Raw genomic sequence first — 26,481 nt, forward strand, 5'->3', positions numbered from 1 at the left:
GCGGATGTTCGAAAAGGTGCTCATCGCCAACCGGGGCGAGATCGCGCTGCGGGTCGCGCGGACCTGTCAAGAGATGGGAATCCGCACCGTGGTCGCACATTCCGAGGCTGACCGGGACTCCGCGGCGGTGCGGTTCGCCGACGAGTCCAAGTGCATCGGCCCGGCGCCGGTGAAGGGCAGCTACCTCAACGCGGCGGCGGTGCTCACGGCGGCGTTGCAGACCGGGGCCGAGGCGATCCACCCCGGTTACGGCTTCCTCTCCGAGGACGCAGACTTCGCCGACGCCTGCGCCCGGTACGGCATCAGCCTGATCGGTCCGGACTCGGAACTCATGGCAGAACTCGGCGACAAGTCGTCGGCCAGAGTGCTGATGAGCAAGGCAGGGCTGGCACTGCTTCCCGGCAGCCTGGAACCGCTGACCGTCGGCCGGGCGCGGGTGCTCGCCGACGAGATCGGCTACCCGGTGATCATCAAGGCGGTCGCGGGCGGCGGGGGGCGCGGCATGTCGGTGGTGGACTCCGCGGCGGACTTCACCGACGCGTTCGTCCGTACCCGCGCGATCGGGCAGACCCTGTTCGGCGACGACCGCGTGTACGTGGAGCGCTACCTGCCCACCGCACGCCACGTCGAGGTGCAGATCCTCGCTGACACCCACGGCCGGGTGATCCACCTCGGCGAACGGGACTGCTCGGTGCAGCGCCACCGGCAGAAGCTGGTCGAGGAGACCCCCGCGCCCCGGCTGCCTCCTGGCCTCGCCGACCGGATGTGCCGGGCAGCCACGGCCGCCGCGGCCTCCGTCGGCTACACCGGCGCCGGGACGGTCGAGTTCCTGGTCGACGAACGCGGCGAGTTCTACTTCATGGAGGTCAACTGCCGCCTCCAGGTGGAGCACGCGGTGACCGAGGCGGTGACCGGCATCGACCTCGTCCGCGAGCAGATCTCGGTGGCCTCCGGCCACGCGCTCTCGCTGGACCAGCCGGACGTGGACCGGCGGGGAGTGGCCATCGAGTGCCGCGTCAACGCCGAGGACCCGACTCTGGACTTCCGCCCGACCGCGAGTCCGATCACCGAGTTCCTGCCGCCCGGTGGGCCTTTCGTCCGGGTGGACAGCCATGCCTTCGCCGGGTACTCGGTGCCGCCCAATTACGACTCGCTGCTGGCGAAGCTCGTGGTGTGGGCTCCGGAACGGGACCAGGCGATCGCGCGGGCACTGCGCGCGCTGCGCGAGTTCCGTCTGGGCGGCCCCACCCTGCGCACGACGGCTGACTTCCTGCGCCGCGTGCTGGAACACCCGAAGTTCGCCAAGGCCGAGCACAACACCTCGCTGGTGCGGGACATCGTTTCGACCGAGGCCTGACGGATCGGCCGCCGGACCAGCCGACCAGACCGACACCAGCCGATCACGACCGAAACAGGAAGAAGGTGCCATGTCAGTACAGGCCGAACCGGTAGGAGCCCAGCACGACGGCTTCCCCGCCCTCTACGCCGAAGTGCTGCGGTTCTACGCCAGGCAGATGCGTTTCCTCGACGACGGCGCTGCCGAGGAGTGGGCGCTGACGTTCACGGAGGACGGCATGTTCGCTCCGCCGTCGCTGCCGGAACCGCTGCGCGGGCGGGGCACGCTGGCCGCGGGTGTCAAGCAGGCCAAGGCCGAGATGGCCGAGTCCGGGGAGGTGCACCGGCATGTTGTCTCCATGGTGGATGTTCAGGCCAATCCCGACGGGAGTGTCGAGGCACGCTCCTACGTTCAGGTGATCGCTACGCCGCGTGGCGGCGAACCGAATCTCTACATGATGACCACCTGTCACGACGTCCTCGTCCGCGACGGCGGCGAGCTCCGGGTGAGCGAACGCAGGGTCCGCCGGGACGACCGGCCGTCTGCCTAGCCGCAGGTGCGGTCGTGCCCGATTCGAGTCCGTTCCGAGTGAACAGCCGGACTGATCGGCCACCATGGGTACGCGAACGTGCACAGACAGTTGTTCCGTGGTAACAACCGGGTTGGAGGACCGATGAAGATCTTGGTGACCGGCGGCACGGGGAATGTGGGTCGCCGGCTCGTCGAGCGGCTGGCCACCCGGCCGGGGGTGAGCGTCCGGGTGCTGACCCGCGACCCCTCGCGCGCGGCGTTCGGGCCGGGCGTGGACGTGGTGAGGGGCGACCTGGCCGACCTGGACGGTCTCGCGGCAGTGTTGGAGGGGGTCGACCGACTGTTCCTCTTCCCCCTCGCCTACCCCAGCGGACCGAGCCAGTCCCTCGACGAGTACGTGGTCACATCGGCGGTTCCCGAGCTCGCGGCGAAGGCGGGCGTGCAACGGGTCGTCCTGCTGTCGTCGAACGCCGTGATGTACGGAAGGGATCCGCACCACCAGCAGGCCGAGGCGGCCGTCGAGGAATCAGGGCTGGACTTCACGCTGCTGCGACCCGGTGAGTTCGCGATGAACAAGGTCCTCGCGTGGGGCGGGAGCATCCGGTCAGAGGGTGTGGTGCGCTCCGGGTTCCCGGACGTCAAGGGCGTGCCCATCCACGAGGCCGACGTCGCGGCGGTCGCCGAGGTCGCGCTGGTCGAGGACGGGCACGCGGGCGCCCGCTTCGAGCTCACCGGCGCGGAGGTGCTCACCGAGCGCGAGCAGGTCGCGGCGATCGCCGCCGGCGCCGGGAGGGAGATCCGCTTCGAGGTGCTCACTCCCGACCAAGCGCGGCAGGACTGGATCAAGCAGGGCATCATGCCGGAACTGGTCGACGAGATCATGGACCATTACCGCCACTTCACGGACAACCCGCCCCGGGCCACCGACACGGTCGCCGAGACGACCGGCGTTCGTGCCCGGACGCTCGAGGAATGGGCTGCGGACCACGCCGCCGATTTCCGGTGACAGGCGACCGGGCGCGGCGCTCTGGGCCGGCAGGTTCCAGGCGGTCGGCGCGTCGATGAACCAGCGGCCCGACAGCGCTCTGCCCGCGGCAGGCGCGCTGTCGGGCCATTGCCTGCCGAGCGTTCTCCGGGGGATCGGAGAGGTGGGCGCGGAGGAATTCGGCCGGAACACCACGCGGGCCGCGGTCGGCGCGGATGACGGGGGTTGAACCGATGACGGAAGCAGATGATCTGGCGGCGACGAGGCCCGGTCGGCCCGGCGGCGAACTCACCATGGGCGGCCTGATGGCCGACCCCGATCGACTCGGCACGTACGCGCGACTCCGAGAGGACGGACCCGTCAGTCGGTGCCTGTTCTTCGACGGCAATCCGCTGTGGCTGGTCACCCGGTACGAGGACGCCAAGGCGGTGCTGTCCGATCCCCGGCTCGCGAGCGACTCGTCCAAGCACGGCCGGATGCGCGTCACCGACGCCCACGGCCTGCCGGAGAACATCGCGCGCTACTTCAACGGGAACATGCTCGACAGCGACCCGCCGGAGCACACCCGGCTGCGTGGGCTGGTCTCACGTTCCTTCACAGCACGGCGGATCGCCGACCTGCGGCCCGCGGTGGAGCGGATCGTCGACAGGCTCATCGACGACGCCGCGGAGCGGGAGCGGCGGGACGGCCACGTGGACCTTGTCGACGTGCTCGCCGACCCGCTGCCGCTCAGCGTGCTGTGCGAACTGCTCGGCGTGCCGGACGATCACCGGCACCGGTGGGCCGCCGCGGCCAAGGACCTCACCGCGATGGGGCCCGACGTCGTGGCAGCCGCCGGCACGCTGGTCGAGCTGGCCAAAGCGCTGGTGGACCTGAAGCGGGCGCGGCCCGGCGCCGACCTGATCTCCGACCTCATCCGCGCCCGCGACGACTCCGGCGACCGGCTCAGCGAGGACGAGCTGGTGACCACGGCGATCACCGTGCTCGGCTCGGGCAACGAGTCGACCGTGCAGTTGATCGCCGCCGGCACGTTCCACCTGTTGTCCCACCCCGAACAGGCGGCGGCGCTCGCCGACGATCCGGCCCTGCTGCCGGGGGCGGTCGAGGAGTTCCTGCGCTACTTCAACCCCTTCGAGCTCAGCGGCGTCCGCTTCACCACCGAACCGGTGACCATCGGCGGCGCCGACATCCCCGCGGGCGAGGCCGTACTGGTCGTGCTGGCCGCCGCCGACCGCGATCCGCGTGTGTTCGCCGAGCCGGACCGCGTCGACTTCTCCAGGCCGGACGGCCGCGGCCACCTGGCGTTCGGCCACGGCATCCACTACTGCCTCGGCGCACCCCTCGGCCGCATGCAGGCCGAGGTCGCCATCGGCACGCTGTGGCGGCGCAGGCCGCGCGTCGCGCTCACGGTGCCGGCCGAACGCATCAGCTGGCGTGCCGCCTTCGTCAGCGGGCCGGGCGAGCTGCCGGTCCGGCTCGGTCCAGAGGCCGAGGTCGGTCGTCAGCCGTAAAGGAGGCGATCCACCCTCGCCAGGCCAACCGGACGGCATACGGTACAGTGTACCGAGAAGGGTGATCGGACGGTCGGGCCGCCGATACGGGTCGGCCGGGACACGCGTGTCCGCAACCGCTGCCGGTTGACTCTCGCGTCCATCACCGCATCCACCTCGCAGGAGGACAGCACATGAGCGACTCGATCGAGATCCGCGGCGCCCGCGAGAACAACCTCATGGACGTGTCACTGGACATTCCCAAGAAGAAGCTGACGGTGTTCACCGGGGTATCCGGATCGGGGAAGTCGTCGCTGGTGTTCGCCACGCTCGCCGCGGAATCCCAGCGGTTGCTCAACGAGACGTTCACCGCGTTCATCCAATCGGTGCTGCCGCAGTACGGCCGGCCGGACGTCGACGCGCTGTCCGGGTTGTCCGCGGCGATCGTGGTCGACCAGAAGCGCCTCGGCGGCGATGCCCGGTCCACCGTGGGCACGGCGACGGACGCGTACTCCGTGCTGCGCATCCTGTTCGCCAGGCTCGGCCGTCCCCACGTCGGGTCCGCCAGCATGTTCTCCTTCAACGACCAGCAGGGCATGTGCTCGGCGTGCGGCGGTCTCGGTCAAACCTCGCACATCGATCTCGACCAACTGCTCGACCGGGACCTCGCGCTCGCCGACGGCGCGATCCGATTCCCCACGTTCGCGGTCGAGTCGTGGTTCTGGACGATCATCGTCAAATCGGAGTTCTTCGACGTCCACAAGAAGCTGCGCGACTACACCGACGACGAGATGGGCAAACTGCTCCACACCGACGAGGTGAAGATCCGCAACGGTCAGATCAACTCGACCTACGAGGGCCTCATCCCCAAGTTCACCCGGCTCTACCTGACCAAGGACCCGGATTCGATGGCGCCGCACCTCCGCGTCGCCGTCGAACGGGTCGTCACGACGGTGGTCTGCGAGACCTGCGCCGGCAGCCGGCTGAGCGCGGAGACGCTGTCGTGCAAGATCGCGGGCACGAACATCGCTGAATGCGCGGCTATGCAGGTCAGCGAGTTGGCCGAATTCGTGGACAAGATCTCCGATCCGACCGTGGCCCCGGTCGTCGCGGCGTTGCGGGTGACTCTCGACAACCTCAACCGGATCGGGCTCGGCTACCTGAGCCTCGACCGGCGGACCTCGACCCTGTCCGGTGGTGAGTCGCAGCGCGTGAAGATGGTCCGCCACCTCGGCTCCAGCCTGACCGATGTGACCTACATCTTCGACGAGCCGACCGTCGGCCTGCACCCGCACGACATCACGCGGCTCAACGAACTGCTGCTGCAATTGCGCGACAAGGGCAACACGGTCCTGGTCGTGGAGCACAAGCCCGATGTGATCGCCGTCGCCGACCACGTTGTCGACCTCGGACCAGGGGCGGGCAAGCACGGCGGTCGGATCATGTACCAGGGGGACGTGGCGGGGCTGCGCGCCTCCGACACGATCACCGGTCGTCATCTCGCCGACGGCGCGCTGATCAAGACGACGCCGCGCACCCCCACCGGTGCGCTGCGGGTCGAACACGCGAACCTGCACAACCTCAAGGACGTGACCGTCGACATCCCACTCGGCGTGCTCACGGCCGTGACGGGTGTGGCGGGCGCCGGCAAGAGCACTTTGATCACCGGAGCCCTGCCGCGCCAGCACCCCGACGTGGTGGTCATCGACCAGGACCTCCCCAGGGCCAACCGCCGGTCCAACCCCGCGACCTACACGGGCATCCTCGACCCGATCCGCAAGGCTTTCGCCAAGGCCAACAGGGTGAACGCCGCCCTGTTCAGCCCCAACTCCGCAGGGGCCTGCCCGCAGTGCAAAGGGCTCGGGCTGATCTACACCGACCTCGCGTTCCTCGACACCATGGTCAGCGTGTGCGACGCCTGCGACGGACGGCGTTTCACCGACGAGGTGCTCACCTACACCCTGCGTGGGCAGACGATCAACGACGTGTTCGGGATGACCGCGGAGCTCGCCGTGGAGTTCTTCACGGAGCGCACGATCGCACCGACGCTCAACGCGCTCGTCGACGTCGGACTGGGGTACCTCACACTCGGCCAGCCGCTGTCGACCCTGTCCGGCGGTGAGCGGCAGCGGTTGAAGCTCGCGATCGAGATCATCAACTCCGGCCAGGTCTACGTGCTGGACGAGCCGACCAGTGGCCTGCACATGCACGACGTGGACAACCTCATCGGCCTGCTCGACCGACTGGTCGACCTGGGCCGCACGGTCATCGTGATCGAGCACAACGTCAACCTCATCGCCTCCGCGGACCACGTCATCGACCTGGGGCCGGGCGCCGGCCACCTTGGCGGGACCGTGGTCTACCAAGGGGGACCTGCGGGCCTCGCCGAGGACGGGAACTCGCTGACCGGTCACCACCTCCGGCGGCGCGCCAACGTGCCCGCCGGCGTCTGACCAGCCAGGCCACGCACTGGTCGGCAACGGGTCCTCTCGGCGTCGGCCGACGCCGGCGCCGAGTCCGCGGCCCGGTTGGAGGACTACCCCCAGAGTCCTCCGGCCGGGCCGACCTTCGCCGCACGCCCCAGGACCCGACGATCAGCGCGAACGCCCCGACGGATCGGTCCGGTCGGCGGCCTGACCGCAGACGGCGACACGCTTCACCGGCTGTAGCGGCCGGTCACGTGTCGGCCATGACCGATTCGGCTACCCCTGTGGCGTCGGTTCTCGTCGACCACGGGAGGGTGGGGCCATGTCCAGCCCGGACAGCCTGGAGAGCCAGCTGGGACGCGGTGCGGTGGTCGTCGGGTTCGACGGCTCGGAGCGGTCGCGGCAGGCCGCGCGCTGGGCGGCACGCGAGGCGGTGAGCCGAGGGCTGCGCCTGGTCGTCGTGAACGTCATCCGCGGGCCGTTCCCGGAGGTGCTGGTGACGCCCGTGTCCATGCCGCTGCCGCAGTTGGTCAACGAGGACGCGGTGCGTGCCTACACGAACGAGCACCTGGCCGAACTCGCCGACGAGTGCGCACGGATCGCGCCCGGCCTGGAGGTGGACACCCGCGCGTTCGACGGGCATCCGGCCGCCGTGCTGGGTGAGGTCGCCGACGAGGCGGCGCTGCTGGTGGTCGGTTCGTCCGGCACCACGGGCCTGACCAGGCTGTTCGCCGGTTCGATCACCGCGGACCTGGCACACCACTCCACCGCGCCGCTCGTGGTGGTCAGGGAGACCGGCGCCGAGGACGGCCACGTGGTGGTCGGCGTGGACGGATCGGACCCGAGTCACCGCGCGGTCGACTTCGCCCTGGACTTCGCCTCCCGCCACGACCGCCCGGTGGTCGCCGTGCACGCCACCACCGGCCTCCCGGTCGACGCGCTGACCCCTGGTGGGGCCTGGGGTCAGGGCCTCGGCCTGGGTCTCGACGCCGACCAACTCCGCACGTCCGCGGACGCCCTGATCACCAAGTCCCTCACCGGACCGCTCGCCCGCCACCCGGAGGTGCGGGCGGAACGGCTGGTGTCGTTCGCCCGGCCTGCCCAAGCCCTGCTGGACGCCTCGGAAGGCGCCGCGCTGCTGGTGGTGGGCAGCCACGGCCACGGAGCAGTCCACCGCGCGCTACTGGGCTCCGTCAGCCACGCCATGCTCCACCACGCCCACTGCCCGCTCGCGCTGGTGCACGGCAAGTCCGAGCCCCGTTGACGCGGCACCCGACGTCCGTCGGGCCTCGGCGGTGATCCGCTCCACATCGGCCAGCTCAGCCGCCGGACGTGGAACTCCGGTCGACTCCCACAGCCGGTGCGCGTCGCCGAGCAGCCGCACGGCCTCCTCATGCGCGTCCGCAAGCAGACACGCCCCGGCGAGCCCTTCAAGGGCGGCGGCCTCCGCACGGGGATCACCGAGCCGCCGTGCGAAGTCGAGGGCCTGCCGGTGGTAGCCCGCCGCCCTGGCACCGTCACCGCGCAGCTCCGCGACGAAACCGAGCTCGGTCAGCACCACCGCGTACCCCGGCGCCCGCCCCGTGCGGCGGTACCACTCGGCGGCGGCGCTGAGCTGCGCCTCCGCCTCCGCCAGGTCCCCGGCACGCCGTGCGCTCTGCCCCAAGCCGATCGCGGCGTAGATCTCGCCGGGTTTGAAGCCGTGTTCCGCCGCCAGCCGCCTGGCCCGTTCGTGGAACCGCCGCGCGGTGTCGTGGTCGCCACGGAGCATCGCGATCCGGCCCAGCCCGGACAGCCGGTCCGCCGCCTCCGCCCACATGCCGAGCTCTTCGGCCGACGCGAGCCCGTCACGGTGCAGCCGCTCCGCCGAGTCGTAGTCACCCTGGATCTCGGCCAACGCCGCACGCGGGTACACGGTGAGCAGTTCGCCGCCCCGATCCCCGAGATCCCGGAACAGCGCCAGGGCACGGTCGCCGGCGTCGGCCGCCGTCCGCAGGTCCCCGCGGGCCAACGCGTGGTTGGCGCGCAGACCGGTCGTCACGGCCACGCCCCACGTGTGGCCGAGCGAACGGAAGCCCTTCGACGCCCGCGCCGCCAACTCCTCGCTCGTGTCCAGGTCACCGCAGTGCAGGAGCACGTAGGCGAGGAACCACTCCGCCATGGCCAGCCCGAGCGGATCGTCCACCCCGTCGAACGCCCCCACCGCGGACAGCGCCGGCTCGGCGTCCGACAGGATCGCGATGCCCGCCTCCCAACACCGCACCCTCGCCCGGAGCGCAGGCGGCGCGTCACCCGGAACGGCCAGCGCCCGACCCGCCCACCGGGCCGCCTGACGCACCCGTCCGCGCAGCAGCAACGACCACGCCAGTGCGTCCACCAGCCGTAACGCCACCTCGGCGGCCCCGCGGGCGATCGCGTGGTCCAACGCGCAGTGCAGGTTGCCGTGTTCGGCGTCGAGCAGGTCGAGGCACGACCGCTGGTCGGGACCGAACAGACCGGGAACGCACGCCTCGGCCACCGCCAGGTGGTGCAGCGAGTGCCGGTCGCGCACCGCGTCACCCTCGCCGGCCTCGGCCAAGCGCTCCCGCGCGTACGCCCCCACGGTCTCCAGCAGCCGATACCGCCGGTCACCCGTGACGGTCACCATCGACCGGTCGACCAACCGCGCCAGCACACCGGCCACGTCGGCGCGGCGCACGGCGCCATCCGAGCAGATCGACTCGACCGCCGCCACGGGACCGCCGTCCAGCACGGCGAGTCGGCGCAGCACGACGCGTTCGGCGTCGGTCAGCAGCTCCCAGCTCCAGTCGAGCACGGCGTGCAGGGTCCGCTGCCTGGCCGGCCCACCGCGGTTGCCGCCGGCGAGAAGCCGGAAGCGGTCGTCCAACCGGGCGGCCAGTTCGTGCACGCCCAACGCACGCACCTTGGCCGCGGCCAGTTCCAGCGCCAGCGGCAGACCGTCCAAGCCCCGCACGAGATCGGCCACCGCCCGCGCGTTCGACGGGTCCACCGTGAACCCGGGGTCGGCGTCGGCGGCGCGGGCGAGGAACAGCCGCACCGCGCTCGACTCGCGCACCCCTTCCACATCGGCTCCCGGCGCGGGCGGCTCCAACGGCGGCACCGGCCGCAGCACCTCGCCCGGCATGCCCAACGGCTCGCGGCTCGTCGCCAGCACCCGCAGCCCCGGCGCCGCGCCGAGCAGCGCCACCACCAGCTCCGCGGACTGCCCGGCGACGTGCTCGCAGTTGTCCAGCAGGAGCAGGAGTCGCTTGCCGCGCAAGAACGCGGTCAGCCGGTCGAAGTGGCTCACCGGCTCGCCGGTCGGCACCGGTCCCGGTATCGAGTTCTCCCGGATGCCGAGCACCGCCATCACCGCCTCGGCGACACCGTCACCGGACCGGGCGTCGGCCACCCCGGCCAACTCGACCAGCCACACCCCGTCCGGGAACGACGCGACCCGCTCGGCGGCGGCCAGGCCGAGGCGGGTCTTGCCCACCCCTCCGGGACCGGTCAGCGTGACGAGCCGCCCGGCGTCCAACGCCGCGAGCACGTCCGCGACCGCCTCGTCCCGGCCGATCAACCCGGTGACGGGGGAGGGGAGGTTGGTCCGGCGGCGAACCGGGCGCGGCTCCAGCGCCGGGTCACGCGCCAGGATCGCCTGCTGGAGCGCGACCAGGCCCGGTCCGGGGTCGAGCCCCTGGTGGTCGGCCAGCCGGCGGCGGAACTCGTCGTAGCCGGCCAACGCCTCGGCCTGCCGCCCGGACAGGTACAGCGCACGCAGGTGGGCGGCCCGGAGCCGTTCCCGGTCGGGGTGCCGGTGCACCCATTCGGACAGGTCCGCGGCCACCGCGTCGTGCTCGCCGATGTCCAGCCGCGCCTCGGCGAGCTCTTCGACGGCGGCGAGCCGCTGCTGCGCCAACCGCTCGGCCACCGGTCGCGCGAACGCGAAGTCGGCGAAGTCGGCCAGCGCCGGACCACGCCACAACGCCACCGCCTCGGATAACAGCCGTGCTCGGGTCCACGGGTCGTCGGCGGCCCGCGCCTGCCGCAACAACGCCTCGAACCGGCTCGCGTCCACCGAGTCGGCCGACGTCCGCAGCCGGTACCCGCCCGACCGGTGCTCGATCAACTCGCGTCCACCCGGCCGCGCGGCCTCCAACGCCCGCCGCAGCCGGGAAACCCTGACCTGGAGCGCGTTCGCCGGGTTCGCGGGCAACGCGTCCGGCCAGAGGTCGCCGATCAACCGGTCCGCCGGCACCAACGCGCCGTCGTGCACCAGCAGCACGGCCAGCAGGGCGCGCACGTCGCCGCCAGGCACGGTGACCGGGGTGTCGTCCGCTTCCCGCCACACAGCGAGGGGACCGAGCACACCGAACCGCACGACCCCAGCGTAACGCCCGACAGCGGACGGACAGTGATCGGCAAGCGACCGGCGGAATCCTCGGCGGCACCACCCACACGTCACCGCGACCGCGCGGTGCCCGAGAAGGATCCGGGGCATTGGAAAACCGAAGCACGCTGTTCAGGCAACTCCTCCCGCTGTCGCTGGCCCTGTTCGCGGTGGGCACCGACGGGTTCGTCATCGCAGGCCTGCTGCCGCAGATCGCGGCGGACCTCGACGTCGGCGTCTCCGCCGCCGGTCAGCTCGTCACGGCCTTCGCGCTGGCGTTCGCCGTCTCCGCGCCGGTCGTCGGCGCGCTCACCAGCTCGATGGACCGGCGCACGGCCCTCCACCTGGCGCTCGCCGTCTTCGTGGTGGGCAACGTGGTGACCGCGATCGGCCCCGACTACCGGACCGTGATGATCGCCCGGGTCGTCACGGCCGTCGGCGCCGGGCTCATCGGCTCGGCCGCGTTCAGCGCCGCCGCGGCCATCGCACCGGACGAACGCCGAGGTCAGGCCCTCGCGTTCGTCATGGGCGGCCTCACCCTCGCGATCGCGTTCGGCCTGCCCGCCGGCACCTTGATCGGTGGGTCCGACTGGCGCGTGACGCTGTGGGGCGTGGCCGGGATCGGGGTCGTCGCCGCGGTGGGTGTCGCGGTGGCCCTGCCCCCGGTGTCGCTGGCGGCCGACTCGTTGCGGGCCCGGCTGGCGCCGCTGCGGGAAGGCCGGGTGTTCGGCATGCTCGCCGTCACCCTCATGAGCCTCGCCGGCACGCACGTCCTCTACACCTACATCAGTCCGGCGGTCGGGACGGCCACCAGCGGCTCCACCACCTCGCTGACCGTCATCCTGCTGGCCTGGGGCGTCGGCAACATGATCGGCAACACCGCCGCGGGCCGGCTCGCCGACCGCTACCGGCCGGAACGGGTCGTGTCCGGTGGCCTGGCCGCCGCCGCGGTCGTGCTGGCCATCAGCCCGCTGGTCATCGGCAACCTGGCCGCGGCGATCGCGTGGGCCCTGGTCTGGGGCGTCTTCGTGTCCCTGCCGGTCGTGCCGCAGCAGAGCCGGCTGGTGGAGCACGCGCCGAGCGCGTCGGCCGTGCTGCTCGGGCTAAACAACTCGGCGATCTACATGGGCGTCGCGCTCGGCGGTGTCCTCGGCGGACTTCTCCAAGGCCACCTGACCCCAGCGCGGCTGGGACTGGTGGCCGCCGGGGTCAGCGTGATCGGGCTGCTGGTCAACCTCACCACCGCCCGGCGCACGGCGGTCGGCGCCGCGTCGGGGCGGTGATGGTAGGAAGGCCGGGTGAGTAACTTGGATGACGGGGCCGGGCTGCGGCTCGCGCAGGACGAGGTCGTGTCGCTGGCCAGCGAGTTGATCCGGATCGACACGACCAACACGGGCGATCCGGCCACGGTCGTCGGGGAGCGCGCCGCCGCCGAGTGGGTGGCCGAGAAGCTGGGCGAGGTCGGCTACGAGACGACCTACGTCGAGTCCGGCGCCAAGGGCCGCGGCAACGTGGTCGCCCGGCTGGCCGGCGCCGATCCGTCACGGGGCGCGCTGCTCGTGCACGGGCACCTCGACGTGGTGCCCGCCGACGCCTCCGAGTGGTCCGTGCACCCGTTCTCCGGCGCGGTCCAGGACGGGTACGTGTGGGGGCGCGGGGCCGTCGACATGAAGGACATGGTCGCGATGACCCTGGCCGTCGCACGGCGGTTCAAGCGGGAGGGCGTGGTGCCGCCGCGGGACATCGTCTTCGCGTTCCTGGCGGACGAGGAGGCCGGTGGCCTGTTCGGGGCCAAGTGGCTGGTGGACAACCGGCCCGAGCTGTTCGAGGGCGTCACCGAGGCCATCAGCGAAGTCGGCGGGTTCTCCATCACGCTGAAGGACGACGTCCGGGCGTACCTGGTGGAGACCGCCGAGAAGGGCATCCGCTGGCTCAAGCTCCGGGTCCGCGGCACGGCCGGCCACGGCTCGATGATCCACAACGACAACGCGGTGGCCAAGCTGGCGGCGGCGGTCACCAAGCTCGGGCAGCACCGGTTCCCGATCGTCATCCGGCCGTCCGTGCGCGAGTTCCTCGACGGCGTCACGGAGATCACCGGGCTGGAGTTCCCCGACGACGACATCGAGGGCGCCGTCGGCAAGCTCGGCGCGCTGTCCCGGATGATCGGCGCGACGCTGCGCGACACGGCCAACCCGACCATGCTCTCCGCCGGGTACAAGGCGAACGTCATCCCGTCGCTCGCCGAGGCGACAGTGGACTGCCGGATCCTGCCGGGCCGCGAGGAGGCGTTCGACCGCGAGCTGGCCGAACTGCTCGGACCGGACGTCGAACGCGAGTGGCTGGGGCTGCCGCCGGTGGAGACCACGTTCGACGGCGCGCTGGTCGACGCGATGACGGCGTCGATCACCGCCGAGGACCCCGGCGCGCGGGTGCTGCCGTACATGCTGTCCGGCGGCACGGACGCCAAGTCGTTCCAGCAGCTCGGCATCCGCAACTTCGGCTTCGCCCCGTTGAAGCTGCCCGCCGACCTGGACTTCTCCGGCCTGTTCCACGGCGTGGACGAGCGCGTGCCGGTGGACGCGCTCCAGTTCGGCGTCCGCGTGCTGGACCGGTTCCTGCGCAACTCGTGACCGACCGGGTGCCGTCCGCGCGTGCGGGCGGCACCCGGCCCGCGCGACCGCATTATTCGTAGGAATTGTCGCCGCGAATTCCTCCTATCGAATGCATGACCGGCGTTTTGCGCGGTCGCCCGGAACCCGTCGCCTCGATACTGCTCGCCTCGATTCCGACAGGAAGAGGCGAAGGTGAACGATCCTCTCTTTCGCGGCGTCCGCGTGCTGCTGTCCGTGATCAGGGGCCTCGTGAGCAGGCCGAAGTGGCGCCCCCGCCGAGGCCGGGACGGGCTGCGCGGCGACCGCCCGCTCCCGCTGCTGTGCCTGATCCGCGATTCCGGGCGGAACGACGTGCTGGACGCGTTGTCGGACCACCTCGGCCGAGCCGGGACACCGCGAAAGCGAAAGGTGCCGTCCGTCCTCGTGCGGGCCGATCACGCCAAGGAGGACTCGAAGGACCACTGGTCGCCGCTCGGCCGCGAAGTGCCCCTGCTGCCCCTGCTCGACGTGCTGCACCGCCGGCTGCTGAGCGACCGGTTCGGCCCCGACGGGCTCAGGTCGTTCCGGCACTACCGGCTGGTCGACTGGCTCACCGGCCAGTGCCCGCTGCCCGGCAGCAGGCGTGACGACCGCACCATCACGGACGTGCTCCGTGACTGGTACGCGGTGGCGGACAGCCCCGCCGAAGGGGACCAGCGCACGGCGGTCGAGCATGCCGCCCAGTCCTTGTGGGCCCGGCTCCTCCTGCTGGCCTTCACCGTCTGGAACCGGCCGCTGCGCTTCTGGCTGTGGGTGCACGGCGTGCCGCCGATCGGCCGTGAGCCCCGGTGGCTGATGCGCCAACCGTTCATGGTCCCCGGGCACTCCACCGCCTTCACCGGGTTCGCCGAACGCCTCACCGTCGTCAGGCGTGGCGAGGAGAGCCTGGAGCACCTGAAGAAGCTGCTGGTGCACGCGTTCCTGCAAGACCTCCGGTTGGCGTACCGACCACGCCGGCTGAGCCTGCGCCGGTGGCAGCGCACGGCGTACACGGTCGTGCTCCTGGACGGCGTCACCGAGGAGAACGGCGGCTGGGAACTCCTCCGGCTGATCAACGACGTCCGCAACGAGTCGACCGAGCACGACCCGCTGCTGGTGATCGCCACCGCCGCGGCGAAGCCGGATGACCTCCAGACCGATCGCCCCCTGGCGCCGGTCAGCCGGATCAAGGGCGAGTTGGACGCCTGGCGGGCCGGGCTGCCCGGACACCGGCAGTCGCTGCGCCCCGACGCGAGGTTCGTCTTCGCCCGGATCCCCGCGCAGGTCGGCGCCGACACCGCGCTCAGCCAGGACGACGACTCGGCCTGGTCCGACCTGGGCGACATCCAGCCGCGCACACCGCCGCTGCCCGCCCGGAAACCGGTCGTCGCCGCGGTCCTGGGCGCGGTGCTCGTCGCCGGGCTGCTGACCGGTGGCCGCTGGGGGTACGTGCGGCTGGAGCAGCGCTGCCTGCCCGATCCAAGGTCGGGCGTCGCCGTCCGCTGGGTCGACGACATCACGACCTGCATCGGTTACAGCGACGACGCGGCGCACGTGTTCGGTGACGACCCGCGGCTGGAGGCGGTCCAGCTCGCGATCTTCGGACTCAACCGCGAAGCCGAACGGCTGCACGAGGACAACCGCGATCGGGCCATGGTGAGCCTGGTCTACTTCGCCGACGTGACCCCTCGGCAGTCCGGTCCCGACACCTACGACTCCGTCTCCGAAGAGCTGGAAGGGCTGCTGATCCGCCAGATCGCCCAGAACCGGCCCAGCCCGGACGAGCCGCTGCTCCGGGTGATCGTGGCCAACGGCGGCGACGAGATGAAGGCCGCCCGCACCGTCGTCGACGAGTTCCTCGAACCCCTGCTCGCCCGCGACTCCTCGATCCTGGGCGTCGTCGGCATGGGACTGACGAGGCCGTCCACCGAAAGCGCCATCGGGGCGCTGGGCGACCTCGGCACGCCGGTGCTGGCCACCTCGTTGACCGGCGAGGGTCTGGGCGACCTGTCCCCGCTGTACTTCCAACTCGTGCCGGGGAACGGGGTGCAGGCCGAGCTGATCGCCGACTACGCCCGGGTCCAGGGCAAACCCGTCACCGTCTACCACCCGGTCCCGGACGACAACTACCTCCAGAGCCTGGTCGACGAACTGGACCGGGCGCTCGGCGGACCTCCCAAGCGGTCATGGGCCGAGCGGGTCGGCGAGGTCTCCGTGGACTGCGGTCGGGAGAAGATCGCGTTCTTCGCGGGCCGCGAAGGGGAGTTCACCACATTCCTGAGCGAGGTCATCCGCAAGTGCGACGACGACCGCCCGATGATCATCGGGGACGACAGCGTCTCGCGGTTCGTCGCGCAGGGTGGGGAGAGGCGCAACAACGAGTTCAAGGGCGTCGCCGTCTCCTTCGTGTCGATGGGCTCCCGCGTCGTCCTCGCGGGTCCGGACTGCCTGGAAAGTGGTGAGCCGGCCGCGGGACGAGCCGCTCACGGCGGCACGCAGTCCCTCGCGGCGTTCTGCGCCGGGCACCACGTGGTGCGCAACGGCACTGGACCCGATCGGGTCGCGGAGCAGGTCGGCTCGACCGGGAAGACCGACGACCGCATGCCGTGGCCGGGCGAGCGGGTCGGACTCGCCTTCGACGCGGCCGGTGTCTTCGTGGACGCGGTGCGGAACAACCTGAACCGGAACAGGGTGGCCAACCCGGACAAGTCGGCGCCGTCCGTCGAACACCGCGTCCACCGGGCAGCCGTCGCCCAGGAACTGCGAGAGCCGAACAAGTTCAGGGGAGCCACCGGCCCGATCGACTTCGCCGAGTCCCGCACCGGCCGGACCCGGCCACTGGCGATCCTGACCATCGCCGACATCTACGACCTCGACCAATCTCCGAAGTGCGCGTACGAGATCACCATGCCGGCGGGCACGTCGACGAAGCCCCGGGGCAGCTCGGACTGCTGACCGGGGATTGACGCCGGGCGGCGGTGTTGGCATGGTCTGTACCAGTGTGAGAGCGCTCTCAACGACTTGCCTGGGCGCGTGGCCACTCCTGCGCGGCCGCGCGCCTCCCTGCGGACAAGGAGGACTGCGTGCGCATGACAACGTTGACGAAGTTGGGTGTGGCCGCCGCGTTGGCGATGAGCGGACTGGTGGTCGCACCGGCCGCCCAGGCCGCACCGCCGTCGGCACAGCTGTCACCGGGGCTGGTGTCCTCGATGCGGGCCGCGTTCGGGCTGACCGAACACCAGGCCCTGGCCAGGATCGACCAGGAGTCCAAGGCCACGCGGCAGGCGCCGTCCGCACGTGCCGCGGCCGGCTCGTCGTTCGGCGGGAGCTGGTTCGACCAGGACAAGGGCGTGCTCGTGGTCGGCGTGACCGACGCGGCCGCCGCCGAACGGGTCCGGGCCACGGGCGCCGAAGCCCGGCTGGTCGACCGGACCGCCGGCGAACTCGACCGGCTCAAGGACCGCGTGGACGCGCTGTCGGCGGCCGGCAAGGTCCCTTCGGCGGTCACCAGCTGGCACCCGGACCCGCGCAGCGGCGCGGTCGTGGTCGACGTCCAGCCCGGCGTGCAGACCGCGCAGGTCACGGAATTCCTTGCCGACGCACGGGAACTCGGCCCGATCGAGGTCAACACGAAGGGCGTCACCGCGCCCGTGCCGTTCGCGGCAGGCACCGTCGGCGGCGACCCGTACTACACCGGCAACGTCCGCTGCTCCATCGGCTTCTCGGTGCACGGCGGCTACGTCACCGCCGGGCACTGCGGCCGGACCGGCGCGCAGGTCTACGGCTGGGACCGGTCCTGGCAGGGCCAGTTCGCCGGATCTTCCTTCCCCGGCAACGACTACGCGTGGGTGCGCACCGGTGGCGGCTGGTGGAACGTGCCGGTCGTGCTCGGCTGGGGCACGGTGCCGGACCGGCTCGTGCGCGGCTCGTGGGAAGCACCGGTCGGCACGTCGGTCTGCCGCTCCGGCTCGACCACGCGCTGGCACTGCGGCGTGATCCAGTCCCGCAACGAGACCATCCACTACGCCCAGGGTGACGTGCACCAGATGGCGGGCACCAGCGTGTGCGCCGAGGGCGGCGACTCGGGCGGCTCGTTCATCACCGGCGACCAGGCCCAGGGCGTCACGTCCGGCGGGTACGGCAACTGCTCGTCGGGCGGCCGGACCTGGTTCCAGCCGATCAACGAGATCCTGTCCACCTACGGCTTGGCACTGCTCACCGCCTGACCTCACCGCCTGACCGCGACAGGCCCGCCCGCACAGCTGCGGGCGGGCCTACGCGCGTTGACCTGTCACTACGTTCCCGTCAAGTGAATTGCCGTTGACGTTCTCGGTCTTCCGACACTGTTGCATCCGTCACGGGCGGCCTCTACGGTTGCCAGTCGAAGCGCTTCGATGACGCGGGAGCCCTGCTCCCTCCGAAGACGAAGGGGATGACCGTGTCGAGACTCCGCCGCCCGGTGCTGATGTCACTGGTCGCGTTGCTGGTGTTGATACCCCTGCCCGCCCACGCCCAGGAGCTGCCGTTCCGCGACCCCGACCTGCCGCGCGCCGTCCGGATCGACGACCTGGTGGGGAGGTTGACGGCCGACGAGAAGGTGTCGTTGCTGCACCAGTACCAGCCGGCGATCCCGAGGCTCGGGATCGGCGCGTTCAAGACCGGCACGGAGGCCCTGCACGGCGTCGCCTGGCTCGGCGAGTCGACGGTCTTCCCCCAGGCACTCGGCCTGGCCAACACCTGGAACCCCGACCTGGTCAAGCAGATCGGCGCGGTGACCGGCCGCGAGGCCCGCGGCTTCCACGCGAAGGACCCCGCGTACAACGGCCTGAACCTGTGGGCGCCGGTGGTGAACCTGTTGCGCGACCCGAGGTGGGGGCGCAACGAGGAGGGCTACTCGGAGGACCCGTACCTGACCGGCGCGATCTCGACCGCGTACGGCCACGGCATCCAGGGCGACCACCCCGACTACCTCCAGGCAGCGCCGACGCTGAAGCACTACCTGGCGTACAACGTCGAGGACAACCGCACCACGGTCGACTCGATCGTCCCGCCGCGGATCATGAAGGACTACGACGAGGCCGCGTTCAAGCCGGCGATCTCGGCGAACGCCGCGACCGGCGTGATGGCCTCGTACAACCTGGTCAACGGCCGCCCCACGCACGTCATGCACGACCTGGACGACGTCGTGCGCTCGTGGACCGACGAGGACCTGATGATCGTCGGTGACGCGGCCGGCGCGTCGAACCTCACCGGCTCGCAGCGGTACTACGCGACCAAGGCGGAGGGCAACGCGGCGGCGGTCCGCGCGGGACTGGACAGCTTCACCGAGGACAACCAGAACTCCGCGCCGACCACGACGGCGATCAAGTCCGCGCTCGCACAGGGTCTGATCACCATGGCGGACGTCGAGGGCGCCGTGCGGAACGTGCTGTCGATCCGCTTCCGGCTCGGCGAGTTCGACCCGGCGGGCCGTAACCCGTACGCGAGCATCACCCCGGACGTGATCGACGCGCCGGAGCACCGTGAACTGGCCCGCAAGGCCGCTGCCGAGCAGATGGTGCTGCTGCGCAACGACAATAAGACCCTTCCGCTGTCCACCGCGGACACGAAGAAGGTCGCGGTCGTCGGCCAGCTCGCCGACACGCTGTACGAGGACTGGTACTCGGGCACCATGCCCTACCGGGTCACGCCGGTGAAGGGTCTCGCGGAACGCGCGGCGGTCACGGCGAGCGAGGGCGTGGACCGGATCAGGTTGAAGAACCTGGCCACCGGCAACTACGTCACCGCGTCCGCGGCGGAGGCCGGCGCGGCGCTGACCGCCACCGAGGCGACCCCGACCGACGCGAGCGGGCTGGACGTGTTCGACTGGGGCGAGGGCACCGTCACGCTCCGGGCCGCGGCCAACGGCAAGACCCTGTCCCTCGGCGACGGGCGTGCCTTGGTCAACAACGCCGTGCAGCCCAACGGCTGGTTCGTCCAGCAGCAGTTCAAGCTCCTGGCGCAGACCGACGGCTCGTACGTGCTGGAGTACGCGGGCAACGAGGTCACGCAGTCGTGGTTCGGCCGGAACAGGTACGTGGTCGTGGGCGCGGACGGCAAGCTGACCGTGGGCGCCGAGACGCCGGAAGGCGCGGCGAAGTTCGGCCGCGAGGTCGTGCACAGCGGTGTGGAAAGCGCTGTGGCGGCGGCGAAGGGCGCCGACGCGGCGGTCGTGGTGGTCGGCAGCATGCCGTTCATCAACGGCCGTGAGGACGACGACCGCAAGACCACCGCGCTGCCCGCCGGTCAGCGTGCCGTGATCGACGCGGTGCGCAAGGCGAACCCGCGCACGATCGTGGTGCTGGAGAGCAGCTACCCGTACTCGGGCGACTGGGACACCGCCGACCTGCCCGCGATCCTCTGGACCACGCACGCGGGCCAGGAGACCGGCCGGGCGCTGGCGGACGTGCTGTTCGGCGACACCAACCCGAGCGGCAAGCTGACCCAGACGTGGTACCGGTCCGACGCGGACCTGCCGGACATCCTCCAGTACGACATCTCCAAGTCCGGGCACACCTACCAGTACTTCCAGGGCAAGCCGCTGTACCCGTTCGGGTACGGGCTGAGCTACACGTCGTTCCGCTACGACAGGTTGCAGGTCGACAGGACCACCGTGGACGCCGCCGGTCAGGTGAAGGCACGCGTGGACGTGACGAACACCGGCGACCGGGCGGGCTCCGACGTGGTGCAGCTGTTCTCGCACCAGAAGAAGTCGCGGGCGGAGCAGCCGGTCAAGCAGCTGCGCGCGTTCGAACGGGTGGAGCTGGGGCCGGGTGAGACCAAGACGGTCGAGTTCACCGTTCCAGCCTCCGACCTGTCCTTCTGGGACGTGACGCGGGAGAAGCGGGTGGTGGAGACGGCGCCGCACGACCTGATCGTCGGTTCACTCACCCGTGCGATCAACGTGCGGGGCGAGAAGATCCCGCCGCGTGACCTGCGCAAGACCACCCAGGCGCAGAACTTCGACGACTACTCCGGCGTGACCCTGGTGGACACCACCAAGGAACTCGGCACCGCCGTGGCCGCGACGGCGCCGGGCCAGTGGGTCGCGTTCGAGGACGTGAACCTCGGCCGGTCTTCCCGGTCGCTGTCGGTCCGGGTGGCGAACCCGGACGCGCCGACGACCGTGGAGGTCCGCCTGGGCGGCCCGACCGGCCGGCTGGTGGGAACGGTGGCCGTGCCGACCACGGCCGACAAGTACTCCTGGACGTCCGTCTCGGCGCCTCTGCGCGACGCGGCCGGTCGACAGGACGTGTACCTGGTCTTCACGGGGAAGGCCCGGATCGACAACCTCACCGTGGAGGGATCCTGATGTCCAAGCGACTCCTGGTGGCCGCCGTAGCGGCCCTGATGGCCGTGGCCGGGTGCGGCGGCGGTTCGGACGACGCGTCCGACGGCAAGACGCTCAAGCTGTGGCACTACGAAGGCCCGGACAGCGCCATGGGGGTGGCGTGGGCGGAGGCGATCAAGCAGTTCGAGGCCTCCCACCCGGGTGTGAAGGTGGAGTTCGAGGAGAAGGGCTTCGAGCAGATCCAGAAGACGGCGCCGATGGTGCTCAACTCCAACGACGCGCCGGACCTCCTGGAGTACAACAAGGGCAACGCGACCGCCGGGCTGCTGTCCAAGCAGGGCCTGCTGACCGACATGAGCGAAGAGGTCACCAAGCGCGGCTGGGACAAGAAGCTCGGTCCGGGCATCGACACCACGGCCAAGTACGACGAGCGCGGCGTGATGGGTTCGGGCAAGTGGTACGGCATCCCCAACTACGCCGAGTACGTGATGGTCTACTACAACAAGACCATGTTCGACCAGCAGGGCTTGGCCGAGCCCAAGACGCTGGACGAGCTGACGGCCGCGATGGCGAAGTTCGTCGCCGCCGGGATCACCCCGCTCGCGCTCGGCGGCGCGGAGTACCCCGCCCACCAGCTGTTCTACCAGTTGGCGTTGACCAAGGCCGACCGTGACTGGGTGGACCGCTTCCAGCGCTACACCGGTGACGTGAACTTCCACGACAACACGTGGGTGTACGGCGCGGAGACGTTCGCCAAGTGGCTGCGCGAGGGCTACATCTCCAAGGACTCGGCGGGTGTGAAGGCCGAGGAGATGGGTGTCTCGTTCATGCAGGGCAAGGCGCCGATCATGGTCAGTGGTAGCTGGTGGTACGGCCGGGTGGCGTCCCAGGTGAAGGACTTCGAGTGGGCGTCGGTGCCGTGGCCGGGTATGACGGCCGGGTCGAGCGGCAACCTGTGGGTGGTGCCGAAGGGGTCGAAGAACAAGCAGCTCGCCTACGACTTCATCGAGATCACCATGTCGCCGGCGATCCAGGACAAGCTGCGTGACGCCGGTGGCATCGCGGTCGCGCCGAGCGCCACGCCGCCGACCGACCCGAAGACCAAGCAGCTGAACGACGACTTCAAGACGATCAGCGATGCCGACAGGTTGGCCTTCTACCCCGACTGGCCCGCCCCCGGCTTCTACGACGCCCAGGTGTCGTCGGTGCAGAAGCTGATCACCGGGCAGGCGGGGCCGCATGAGGTGCTGACCGAGATGGCGGACTACTACAAGGAAAACACGGCGAGCGTAGGCAAATGAGCGTTGTCCCCTTCTCGATCCGTGATCGCGGGTCGTACCTGTGGTTCCTGATACCGGGTGCGTTGTTGTTGCTCGCGGTGATCCTGGTGCCGTTCGGGATGAACATCGGCATCAGCTTCACCGAGTGGTCCGGCGCGGGTGAGCCGGAGTGGATCGGGCTGGACAACTACACCCGGTTGATGGGCGATGGCACGTTCTGGGCGTCGTTCCGGCACAACGTGGGCCTGGTGGTGGCGATGGCGGTCCTGCCGACGTTGGCGGGGCTCGTCATCGCCGCGGCCCTGTTCGACTTCGTCGGAAAGCATTTCGGGTCGCGGCACGCCAGCATCCTGCGGGCGTGCATCTACCTGCCGCAGGTGTTGCCGATCGCGGTGGCCGGGATCGTGTGGAGCTGGATCCTGGCCCCACAGGACGGCGCGCTCAACGAGGTGCTGCGCGCCGTCGGGTTGGACTCGTTGGCGCAGAACTGGCTGGGCGACCCGGATCTGGCGTTGTGGTCGGTGATGGGGGTGATGCTGTGGATCCAGGTCGGCTACCCGGTGGTCATCTTCATGGCCGGGATGCAGCGGGTGGACCCGTCGTTGCACGAGGCGGCGGAGTTGGACGGGGCGTCGTGGTGGGGCCGGTTCTACCACGTGACGGTGCCGCAGATCCGGCCGGAGATCTTCGTGGTGCTGCTGACGTGCACGATCGCGGCGTTGAAGGTGTTCGCGCCGATCTACGTGCTGACCCGCGGTGGTCCGGGCGGGTCGACGAACGTGCCGTCGTACTACTCGTTCCAGAACTTCTTCGAGAAGACCCAGGTCGGCTACGGCGCGGCGATCGCCACGGTGCTGACCGTGCTGATCCTGGTGCTGACGACGGTGTTCCTGCGGGTGCAGAATCGGGGTGATCACCGGTGAAGCGGCACGCGGTGTTGTGGTCGATGATCGTGCTGGCCGTGGTGATGCTGGTGCCGTTCTTCCTCGTCGCGCTCAACGCGGTGAAGACACCGGAGGAGTACTCGACCGGCGGCCCGCTCGACCTGCCGGGCGGCATCTCCCTGGACGGCATAGTCGCGTTCTGGGAACGGGTCGACTTCGGCGAGAAGCTGCTCAACAGCGTGGTGATCAGCGGGTCGGTGGCGGTGCTCGCGGTGGTGGTGTCGGTGTTCAACGCCTACGCGTTGGGCATCGGCCGGGTGAAGGGCCGCCTGTGGATCCTGGTGGTGTTCCTCATCGCGAACACCCTGCCGCAGGAGGCGTTGGTCTACCCGCTGTACTTCCTGGCCAACCAGGTCGGCCTGTACGACACGAAACTGGCCGTGATCATCATCTTCACGGTGATCCAGGCCGCGTTCGGCACCTACCTGCTCACCTCCACCCTCGGCGGCTTCCCCCGCGAACTGCTGGAAGCCGCCCGGATCGACGGCGCCAACAAGTGGCAGACGCTGGTGCGGATCGTGGTGCCGATCAGCAAACCCACCCTCGGCGTGCTGTTCGTGTTCTTCTTCATCTGGACCTGGAACGAATTCTTCCTGCCCCTGGTCCTGCTGATCTCCAACGAGAACCAGACCGTGCCGGTGGCACTGGGTGTGTTGCAGGGCCAACGGATGATGGACGCCACCATGACCAGCGCCTCCGCGCTGCTCGGCGTCATCCCGGCCATCGTCTTCTTCCTCATCTTCCAGCGCGCGTTGACCCGCGGCATCACAGCAGGAGCAGTCAAATGAAGTTCAGCGATGGGTACTGGCTGCTCCGACCAGGGGTGGAGGCCGCGCACCCGGTCGAGGTGCACGACGTCACCACGGGCAACGGGGAGGTCGTCGTGCACGCGTCGACCCGCCCGATCCGGCACCGCGGCGACACCCTCAAGGGACCGGTGATCGCCCTCGGCCTCACCTCACCGATGGCCGACGTGATCGGCGTCAAGATCACGCACTTCAGCGGTGAGACGGCCAAGGAGCCGGCGTTCGCCCTGCACACCGACAGCGCGCACGAGGCCAAGGTGGTCGAGGACGACGCCGGCGCGGTGATGACCGCGGGCGCGTTGACGGTCCGCGTGCACCGGGGTGACGAGTGGAAGGTCGACTTCACCGCGGACGGTCGTTCGCTGACGAGCAGCGGCGTCAAGGGCATCGGCCTGATGACGGTCGACGGCACGCACCACGTCCGCGAACAGCTTGTCCTGGGCGTGGGCGACACGGTCTACGGGCTGGGCGAGCGGTTCGGGCCGCTGGTCAAGAACGGCCAGACCGTCGACATCTGGAACGCCGACGGCGGCACGAGCAGCGAGCAGGCGTACAAGAACGTCCCGTTCTACCTGACCAACGCCGGCTACGGCATCTTCGTCAACCACCCCGGCCACGTCTCGTTCGAGGTCGGCTCGGAGGCGGTGTCGAAGGTCCAGTTCAGCGTCGAAGGCCAGTCGCTGGAGTACTTCCTCATCTACGGCCCGACACCGCGCGAGATCCTGCGCAAGTACACCGCGCTCACCGGACGACCCGCGCTGCCGCCCGCCTGGTCGTTCGGCCTGTGGCTGTCGACGTCGTTCACCACCTCGTACGACGAGCAGACGGTGTCCGGGTTCATCGACGGCATGTCGGAGCGCGACCTGCCGTTGAGCGTGTTCCACTTCGACTGCTTCTGGATGCGCGAGCACCACTGGTGCGACTTCGAGTGGGACCCACGAACGTTCCCCGACCCGACCGGCATGCTCGAACGCCTGCGCGCCAGGGGCCTGCGCATCTCGCTCTGGATCAACCCGTACATCGCGCAGCGGTCGCCGATGTTCGCCGAGGGCAAGGCGAACGGGTACCTGCTGCGTCGCCCGAACGGCGACGTGTGGCAGTGGGACCTGTGGCAGCCGGGCATGGCGTTGGTGGACTTCACCAACCCCGCCGCCCGCGCCTGGTACTCGGCCAAGCTGGACGCGTTGCTGGCACAGGGCGTGGACTGCTTCAAGACCGACTTCGGCGAGCGCGTGCCGACCGACGTGGTCTACCACGACGGCTCCGACCCCGAGCGGATGCACAACTACTACACCCACCTCTACAACCAGACCGTCTTCGAGGTGCTGCGCAAGCGCCGCGGCGACGGCGACGCGGTGGTTTTCGCCCGGTCCGCCACAGCCGGCTCGCAACAGTTCCCCGTGCACTGGGGCGGCGACTGCGAAGCCACCTACGAATCCATGGCCGAAAGCCTGCGCGGCGGACTGTCCCTCGGCCTGTCCGGGTTCGGGTACTGGAGCCACGACATCGGCGGCTTCGAGGGCACGCCCACGGCCGCGCTGTTCAAGCGGTGGATCGCATTCGGCCTCCTGTCCTCGCACAGCCGACTGCACGGCAGCTCCTCCTACCGGGTGCCGTGGATGTTCGACGAGGAGTCCGTCGACGTCCTGCGGCACTTCACAAAGCTGAAGCTCAGCCTGATGCCGTACCTGGACCAGGCGTCGCGGCAGGCCGCCTCGGAGGGCGTGCCGATGATGCGGGCGATGGTGGTCGAGTTCCCCGACGACCCCGGCTGCGCCCACCTCGAACGCCAGTACATGCTCGGCGACAACCTGCTGGTCGCCCCGGTGTTCTCGGATGACGGCGACGTCTCGTACTACGTCCCCCAGGGCACTTGGACGCACCTCCTCACCGGCGCGACCGTCGAAGGCCCGCGTTGGGTGAAGGAGCGTTGCGACTTCCTCACCGCGCCGGTCCTGGTGCGCCCCAACACGATCCTGCCCGTCGGCGCGGTGGACGACCGGCCCGACTACGACTACGCAGAGGGCGTCACGCTGCACGTCTACCAACTAGCGGACGGCGACCACGTGACGGTCGTCGGCGACACGACGTTCCGCCTCCACCGCGACGGTGACGGTATCCGGGTCGAGACCGAGGGCGCGCCGTCGCACTGGCGGCTGCTCCTCGTCGGCGCGGAGGCGGTGGGAGAAGTGGACGGTGGTGCGGCGAGCCCGCACGACAACGGAGTGCTCATCAGCGCCGAGGGCGGCGCTCTGACCCTGCAAGGGATCCGATGAGCCGGGGCACGACGTCTCGCTCGGCCTGCGGTTCGACGACGCCACCGCCCGCGGCTA

Annotated in this window: 16 protein-coding genes; 15 read left to right on the forward strand and 1 reads right to left on the reverse strand. The window is 70.4% G+C overall.

Annotation, left to right across the window (positions count from 1 at the left end; all coding sequences use genetic code 11):
* Window positions 1-4: 4 nt before the first annotated feature.
* The 6 genes from F4560_RS09800 to F4560_RS09825 all read left to right on the forward strand — a co-directional run bounded on the left by F4560_RS09800 (window position 5) and on the right by F4560_RS09825 (window position 8,032).
* Window positions 5-1,357 (forward strand): acetyl-CoA carboxylase biotin carboxylase subunit, encoded by a 1,353-nt coding sequence (locus F4560_RS09800; RefSeq protein ID WP_184918814.1) that lies wholly within the window; start codon window positions 5-7, stop codon window positions 1,355-1,357.
* A 70-nt stretch (window positions 1,358-1,427) separates the two neighbouring features.
* Window positions 1,428-1,886: a nuclear transport factor 2 family protein gene (locus F4560_RS09805; protein WP_184918816.1), complete on the forward strand. Its 459-nt coding sequence runs from the start codon at window positions 1,428-1,430 to the stop codon at window positions 1,884-1,886.
* Between the two features lie 123 nt (window positions 1,887-2,009).
* Complete coding sequence (locus F4560_RS09810) at window positions 2,010-2,873, forward strand: SDR family oxidoreductase (RefSeq protein WP_184918818.1); 864 nt, start codon at window positions 2,010-2,012, stop codon at window positions 2,871-2,873.
* 212 nt (window positions 2,874-3,085) lie between these two features.
* Window positions 3,086-4,363, forward strand: a complete 1,278-nt coding sequence (locus F4560_RS09815) for a cytochrome P450 family protein (RefSeq protein WP_221483431.1) — start codon at window positions 3,086-3,088, stop codon at window positions 4,361-4,363.
* Window positions 4,364-4,536: 173 nt separating this feature from the next.
* Entirely contained in the window at window positions 4,537-6,795 is a 2,259-nt protein-coding gene (locus F4560_RS09820) for an ATP-binding cassette domain-containing protein (RefSeq protein WP_184918820.1), read from the forward strand.
* A 295-nt stretch (window positions 6,796-7,090) separates the two neighbouring features.
* Entirely contained in the window at window positions 7,091-8,032 is a 942-nt protein-coding gene (locus tag F4560_RS09825) for a universal stress protein (RefSeq protein ID WP_184918822.1), read from the forward strand.
* Here F4560_RS09825 and F4560_RS09830 read toward each other — a convergent pair.
* Window positions 7,949-11,149, reverse strand: a complete 3,201-nt coding sequence (locus F4560_RS09830; protein WP_184918824.1) for an AfsR/SARP family transcriptional regulator — start codon at window positions 11,147-11,149, stop codon at window positions 7,949-7,951. The two genes, F4560_RS09825 and F4560_RS09830, sit on opposite strands and share 84 nt — an antisense overlap.
* A gap of 119 nt (window positions 11,150-11,268) precedes the next feature.
* On the opposite strand from F4560_RS09830, the gene F4560_RS09835 reads away from it, so the two are divergent.
* The 9 genes from F4560_RS09835 to yicI all read left to right on the forward strand — a co-directional run bounded on the left by F4560_RS09835 (window position 11,269) and on the right by yicI (window position 26,424).
* Window positions 11,269-12,441, forward strand: coding sequence for an MFS transporter (locus tag F4560_RS09835; protein ID WP_221483433.1), 1,173 nt, complete (start codon window positions 11,269-11,271; stop codon window positions 12,439-12,441).
* A 24-nt stretch (window positions 12,442-12,465) separates the two neighbouring features.
* Complete coding sequence (locus F4560_RS09840) at window positions 12,466-13,788, forward strand: M20/M25/M40 family metallo-hydrolase (protein ID WP_184929018.1); 1,323 nt, start codon at window positions 12,466-12,468, stop codon at window positions 13,786-13,788.
* A gap of 174 nt (window positions 13,789-13,962) precedes the next feature.
* Window positions 13,963-16,743, forward strand: a complete 2,781-nt coding sequence (locus F4560_RS09845) for an ABC transporter substrate-binding protein (protein ID WP_184918826.1) — start codon at window positions 13,963-13,965, stop codon at window positions 16,741-16,743.
* Window positions 16,744-16,877: 134 nt separating this feature from the next.
* Complete coding sequence (locus F4560_RS09850) at window positions 16,878-18,014, forward strand: S1 family peptidase (RefSeq protein WP_184918828.1); 1,137 nt, start codon at window positions 16,878-16,880, stop codon at window positions 18,012-18,014.
* 206 nt (window positions 18,015-18,220) lie between these two features.
* Complete coding sequence (locus F4560_RS09855; RefSeq protein ID WP_184918830.1) at window positions 18,221-21,139, forward strand: glycoside hydrolase family 3 protein; 2,919 nt, start codon at window positions 18,221-18,223, stop codon at window positions 21,137-21,139.
* Window positions 21,139-22,419, forward strand: a complete 1,281-nt coding sequence (locus F4560_RS09860; RefSeq protein WP_184918832.1) for an ABC transporter substrate-binding protein — start codon at window positions 21,139-21,141, stop codon at window positions 22,417-22,419. The genes F4560_RS09855 and F4560_RS09860 overlap by 1 nt, the downstream gene beginning before the upstream one ends.
* Window positions 22,416-23,321: a carbohydrate ABC transporter permease gene (locus F4560_RS09865; RefSeq protein ID WP_184918835.1), complete on the forward strand. Its 906-nt coding sequence runs from the start codon at window positions 22,416-22,418 to the stop codon at window positions 23,319-23,321. The genes F4560_RS09860 and F4560_RS09865 overlap by 4 nt, the downstream gene beginning before the upstream one ends.
* Window positions 23,318-24,130 carry a carbohydrate ABC transporter permease gene (locus F4560_RS09870; protein WP_312868982.1) on the forward strand — a complete coding sequence of 271 codons (813 nt, stop codon included), beginning with the start codon at window positions 23,318-23,320 and terminating at the stop codon, window positions 24,128-24,130. The genes F4560_RS09865 and F4560_RS09870 overlap by 4 nt, the downstream gene beginning before the upstream one ends.
* Window positions 24,127-26,424, forward strand: a complete 2,298-nt coding sequence (gene yicI, locus F4560_RS09875; RefSeq protein ID WP_184918837.1) for an alpha-xylosidase — start codon at window positions 24,127-24,129, stop codon at window positions 26,422-26,424. The genes F4560_RS09870 and yicI overlap by 4 nt, the downstream gene beginning before the upstream one ends.
* Window positions 26,425-26,481 lie beyond the last annotated feature (57 nt).

The organism is Saccharothrix ecbatanensis (genome assembly GCF_014205015.1).
Classification (GTDB): Bacteria; Actinomycetota; Actinomycetes; order Mycobacteriales; family Pseudonocardiaceae; genus Actinosynnema; species Actinosynnema ecbatanense.